The organism is Paenibacillus sp. 01T422 (assembly GCF_056398785.1).
In genome coordinates this window covers 1-5,977 of sequence record NZ_JBFTQB010000417.1, presented here as the reverse complement: position 1 = coordinate 5,977, position 5,977 = coordinate 1, and the positions used below count along the sequence as shown (strand labels likewise).

General features: G+C 46.9%; 6 protein-coding genes and 1 riboswitch. All 6 genes read left to right on the top strand.

Translation table 11 applies throughout. The annotated features are described in order from the left end of the window. Window positions 1–762: carbohydrate ABC transporter permease (locus AC1DUA_RS21815; RefSeq protein WP_477501771.1), on the top strand; the 762-nt coding region annotated here is incomplete at its 5' end. 56 nt (window positions 763–818) lie between these two features. Then, window positions 819–2,807: a right-handed parallel beta-helix repeat-containing protein gene (locus AC1DUA_RS21810; RefSeq protein ID WP_477501770.1), complete on the top strand. Its 1,989-nt coding sequence runs from the start codon at window positions 819–821 to the stop codon at window positions 2,805–2,807. A gap of 37 nt (window positions 2,808–2,844) precedes the next feature. Then, a riboswitch (TPP riboswitch) is annotated at window positions 2,845–2,945 on the top strand. Window positions 2,946–3,042: 97 nt separating this feature from the next. Beyond that, window positions 3,043–4,305, top strand: coding sequence for an acetylornithine deacetylase (locus AC1DUA_RS21805; RefSeq protein ID WP_477501773.1), 1,263 nt, complete (start codon window positions 3,043–3,045; stop codon window positions 4,303–4,305). A gap of 35 nt (window positions 4,306–4,340) precedes the next feature. Next, complete coding sequence (gene tenA, locus AC1DUA_RS21800; RefSeq protein WP_477501772.1) at window positions 4,341–5,012, top strand: thiaminase II; 672 nt, start codon at window positions 4,341–4,343, stop codon at window positions 5,010–5,012. 167 nt (window positions 5,013–5,179) lie between these two features. Further along, window positions 5,180–5,302, top strand: coding sequence for a hypothetical protein (locus AC1DUA_RS21795; protein WP_477501769.1), 123 nt, complete (start codon window positions 5,180–5,182; stop codon window positions 5,300–5,302). An 89-nt stretch (window positions 5,303–5,391) separates the two neighbouring features. Continuing rightward, window positions 5,392–5,880, top strand: coding sequence for a MarR family winged helix-turn-helix transcriptional regulator (locus AC1DUA_RS21790; protein ID WP_477501768.1), 489 nt, complete (start codon window positions 5,392–5,394; stop codon window positions 5,878–5,880). The last annotated feature ends 97 nt before the right edge of the window (window positions 5,881–5,977 follow it).

Sequence of the window (5,977 nt, the reverse complement as noted above, 5' to 3'; positions counted from 1 at the left end):
CTCGTACCTTTCCTCTATATGCTCTCGACATCATTGACAGCAGCAGGCTCGGAGTTGACGTTACCGCCCAAACTACTACCAGAACCGATCGTTTGGAAAAATTATCAGCAGGTATGGATTGAGGTCAACTTTCTCAAGTACACGATGAACAGCATCTTCGTCACGGTCATGGACTTAATCGGAACCGTAGCTTCCTGTGCGATCGTAGCCTATGGGTTAGCATTTTTCCAATTTCGCGGACGGAATCTCATTTTTTTGGCGATGCTTGGCACGATGATGCTGCCTTCCCAAATTACGATGATTCCAACGTATTTTATCTGGAAATCCGTTGGTGCGCTTGATACCTACTATCCGCTCATTCTGCGGAGCTTCCTCGGCGGTGCTTTTGGCATCTTCCTGCTGCACCAATTTTATAAAACCTTGCCGAAAGAACTGTACGATGCCGCTTGGGTAGATGGAGCGAACCCCTGGAAAATCTTCTACAAAATCTATCTTCCYTTAGCGAAACCAGCCTTGTCCGCACTTGCGGTATTCACCTTCATCAGCGCTTGGAATAACACGTTAGAACCGCTTATTTACTTACAGGATAAACAGATGTTTACGCTGCCTCTGGGGCTCCTTTTTCTGAAAAATGAAGTGCAAAACCGGATGACCCTTATTATGGCTGGTGCCGTCATTACCATTGTTCCCGTCCTAGTTGTCTTTTTATTTGCTCAAAAATACTTCGTCCAAGGGATCGCTTCAACTGGATTGAAAGGCTGATTTGACTGAACTCCAACTAATTACCCAAATACGGGAAAAGGAGAGTGACTACAGCTATGTCTAAACCATCTAACCAATCTAATGAAATGGAAGAAGCAGCTAGGCAAGTGGACACTGAGGAAACAACGGAGAGGGAAAGACACAAGGAGCCATTAATTAGCCGAAGGAAATTGCTGGCCACGTTAGGAATAGGAGGAATAGCCGCTGTCTCTGGCGGTTTATGGGAGGTTGCGGGCAAGTCTACCGCCTATGCCAGTGATCAAACCGTTACGAATTCAGTTTACGGCTTGGCGATTAAAAAACGTAAAACTGAGCTGCTTGAGGTCTTAGACATGAAATTCTGCCTCGCAGTCAAATTGGAGGATCTGAGGGTCGAACTCGACCCTGATCCGACGCTAGCTTATTACGTAATGAATGAGATGCAGGAGGGCTTCTTTCGGTATGACCCGAATGACACTACCTCTGTAGATAACACGGGAACCGTGCTTGTTTCCACTAACGGCAAGCGCTTCAAACGGATCTATGAAGATACGCTGATTGCTTCCTGGTTCGGTACCAAAGGAGATGGCGTAACGAACGATACGCTGGCTCTTCAGACGGCGTTAAATACGGCTTCTGGTCACAAGTTGTTTATTCCCAAGCAGCGAACAGGCTTTTATTTAACGGGTCAATTGCTCATTCCGAGCCAAATTGCGATTGAATTTGAGCCAGGAACGATTATACAAGCGGTAGACACGCTGAGCAAAGTAGGACCTGTCTACGAACGATTAATCCGTGTCAAAACCGTAAAAGACGTGTATATCAACGGAAACGGCTCAACATTGCGTATGAACAAAGCAGCGTATACGACAGGCGAACAAGCCCATATCTTCGACATCAGCGGTTCAGAGAACGTGGTTATCGAGAATATCAACGCTAATGACAGCGGCGGAGACGGATTTTACATCGGATATTTCGAATCGACCGTGGGGTATTGCCGTAATATTGTGCTCCGTAACTGCCGGGCAGATAATAACCGGAGACAAGGACTCTCCGTGATCTCCGTAGATGGCCTTACTGTGGAGAATTGCCGCTTCTCCAACACGAAAGGGACAGCTCCACAGAGCGGCGTCGATATTGAGCCGAACGGCCAACTTGATTTGTTGAAAAATATTCGCTTCATTCAATGTGTGGCGGATGGGAATACAGGGCGAGGTTTCCTCGTCACTTTGTTGAAGCCAACTGCTGTTAGCGAACCCATTGATATTGTTTTTGATAAATGCAAAACGAAAGGGAATTCATTCGGCTTCTCCATGAACTATGGAGGAGATGGAACGAAAGCTGTACAAGGCGAGATCAAGCTGATCGATTGTATCGCCGAAAGCGAGCAGTTCGCCGGATTCTCGGATTTATCCTTCTCAGCCGACGGTGCGAAGCGTTCCTATATTCGCTGCCGGGCGATTAACTGTAACACGGTTAACCAGCCGGAAGATCCCTATGGGTATGGCTCCTCGTTCATCCTCACAACGGTGCCATCACAGGTAAGAACCGTCATCGGTAATGCCGTCTATAAGGACTGCGAGTCTGTTGATACACGACAGGTTGCACTGATTAAACGTGGATTCTCACTAAAGAAAAACAACACTGAATTATTGCGGAACGTGGCCTATTTCGACTGTTCAGTCAAAGGAGGAGGCCAAAAGCTCTATGCGATAGACCCCACATCGGAAGATCTCTATGCGGCAAAACATCCGCTGCCTACTCAAGCTTATGCAACTTCCGGATCCGTCACTTTCGATTACATAGGCTTCAAAATTACGAACGCCGGTTCATTCGGTGAGGTAACTCTGACTCTGCCAGCAGCTAAAGCCTCCGTCACGTATGCTTTTTTTGTTGAAGCGTCGTATCGGCTTAATTTGCAAACACAACCAGGTAAGTCGATTCTGACACCAACGGGAGGAAAGACCCTGATTGGAACCAGTGTGCAAGGCAATTCCATCGTGCTGCTGGGCCGATCAGATGGTCAGTGGGAGATTGTAAGCATGGTAGGGGATTGGCTGTTATAACATGTTGTGGTAAGATTTCACTAGACAATTGAATCGTATTGAACACTAGGGGTGCTGTAATAGCTGAGAAAGACGTTGGTCTTAACCCTTACACCTGATCTAGGTAATGCTAGCGAAGGGAAGTGGTTGTATGTCGTTTGGATTCCTATATCATAACGCAGCCGCTTTCTATCAGAAAGCGGCTTTTTGATTTGAGCTGAAAGGAGGAGATCATGTGGCAAGCTTGGCAAAGGAACTGGATGTGGTGATCCAGCAAGTAGAGAAGCGTCAAGCGGAGTTAATCCAGCTGGTGGAACGTTTGGTGCGGTTCGAAACGCCTGCACCCCCCGCTAGAAATACGGCAGATGCGCAAGGGTTTATCGCTGAGTTCCTGCGGGAAAGAGGTTTTCAGATCGACCAGTGGGAGGTGTATCCAGGGGACCCGAATGTCGTAGGTACCCTGAAAGGACAAGCGCCTGAGTCGTATAAAAGTCTGATAATCAACGGTCATATCGACGTGGCTGAAGTGAGTCCGGATGAGCCTTGGGAAGCTGGCCCCTTCACTCCCATTGTCCGCGACGGGGTGATTATAGGCCGGGGGGTGGCGGATATGAAGGGGGGCCTAGCCGGTGCGCTCTTTGCCGTTCAATTGCTGGACGAGGCGGGCATCCGTCTGCCAGGAGACCTCATCTTCCAATCGGTCATTGGGGAGGAGGTGGGTGAGGCTGGTACGCTCGAATGCTGCAAACGCGGGTACCGAGCGGACTTTGCGGTAGTCGTAGATACGAGCGATTTGCATCTCCAAGGGCAAGGAGGTGTTATTACCGGATGGATCACGGTGAAGAGTCAACAAACCTGGCACGACGCCACCCGCAAAAACATGATCCATGCAGGCGGCAAGCTATTTGGGGCAAGCGCCATAGAGAAAATGATGATAATTATACAAGGACTGCAAGAGTTGGAACGGCACTGGGCCGTTATGAAGAGTTATCCCGGTTGTTCGCCAGGTGCCACTACGATTAATCCTGCTGTTATCGAAGGCGGCAGACATGCGGCCTTTATAGCCGATGAGTGCCGTTTATGGATCACTGTCCATTTCTACCCGAATGAAACTTATGACGAAGTGACCCGAGAAATTGAAGCGCATATTGGCCGGGTTGCGCAAAGCGATTTGTGGTTGAGAGAGCATCCTCCCACATTCAGCTGGGGTGGTTCCTCCATGATCGAAGACCGCGGGGAAATCTTCCCGTCTCTCGAGGTGGACCCTGAGCATCAAGGTGTGATAACTTTGAAAGCCTCCCATGAGCTCATTGTACACAAACCGGCGATGATCGATGTCTCAGCGACCGTAACGGACGGCGGATGGTTCGGTGATGCGGGGATTCCGGCAGTCATCTACGGACCTGGCCGTTTAGAACACGCGCATGCGGTCAATGAGCAGGTTGCTATCACGCAGCTGATCGATTTTACCAAAGTGATGCTGAAGTTCATTTATGAGTGGTGCCGCACGAAGCGATAAGTACTTTACTAGATACATCAAAAGGGGAAACGATGATGACTTTTTCTGAACGATTATATGAACGATTGCAACCGGTTTGGCGGAGAAATCACACCCATCCGTTTGTTCAGGAGATGGGAGACGGCACGCTAGATTTAGAGAAGTTTCGCTTTTACATGATTCAAGACTATGTGTATTTGAAAGATTATGCCAAACTGTTCGCGCTAGGAGCGGTAAAGTCGGACGATTTGGCGATTATGGGAAAGTTTGCTGGGCTGCTTGATTCAACTTTGAATGAAGAAATGGCTCTTCACAGGGCGTATGCAGCACGGTTCGGCATCTCCGAAGTGGAGTTGGAACTTGCGAAACCCTCACCGATTACACTGGCATACACACATTATATGCTGCATACGGCGCAAAATGGATCGTTAGCAGAGCTAACTGCAGCGCTCCTTCCTTGCATGTGGAGTTATTCCGAAATTGGCAAAGAATTGAGCCGATTACCTGGGGCTAGTGAACATGCCTTTTATGGAGATTGGATTAAAATGTACAGCTCGGAAGAGTTCGGAGGATTAGCGCAGTGGTGCATCGGGCTGCTGGATCAGCTAACTGAAGGTAAACCGGAATCTGAGTTGAATAAGCTGGAAGAGATATTCCTAAATACGACGCGATATGAATATTTGTTCTGGGAGATGGCTTATCATATGGAAACTTGGCCTGCCGAGTAGTTAAATATAGGAAAGAATACAAGGAGGTTGCCACGCGGCAACTCCTTTTTGCTGTTCATCCAAGCACATCTAAAATTATATCTTGACTAACATATATTCTAATACTAGAATAAATACCGTTATACAAAATATGGGTTAGTCCGTATGCCTTAGTCGGTGCTATTCTGATGGCAATCACTATGTTTGTTGCGGCTTTGGTCCATTTGGTTCGCGTGAAAGATCCATTTGCTAAAGCAATGATGCCTATCATTCTGCTTATACTAGCCATTATTGTCATCATTTTGAACTGAAGCAAAAGACCTTCGATTTTTTCTAATTGAAATTCCTACAGAAGTCGCATATCCTTGTGTATAAGAAAGCAAGATAAGGTGGTTGACGTATGATTGAACGCGATAATGAGGGTAAAGAGCTTGATCTAAGGCTAATACGCGTCATAAGGAACATGGTAAAAGAATTGTTTGGCAGCATGGAGCGCAGCATTGTTAGCTATGACCTGAGTATTGAAACTTTCCAAATTCTTGAGTTTCTATACAATAAAGGTCCGCACCCTATACAGAAAATAAGCGATACCTTCTCGATTCCAAGTGGGAGTATCACCTATGTGGTAGATAAGCTCGAGAAGAAAGGATATGTAGAACGCCTTCCAATCCCGGGTGATCGCCGTAAAGTGAATGTGGCATTGACCGGAGAAGGACGGAGCTACTTTGATACTATTTTCCCGCATCATGTACAAGCAATCTCCGACAATTTGTCTTTTGTAACGGATGAAGAGAAGCACGAACTCATTGTGCTGCTGAAGAAAATTGGCTATGGTATCAAGAATCGTCAAACCGCTGCAAATGAAGATAAGAATGAAAATGAGTCTTAACCTCAACTATGACGTAATCATGCGACCCTTACTCTAAAAGGAATGAGGGTCGTTTTTTGACAAATATTTATCCTATTTGTATTATATCTATTAATAT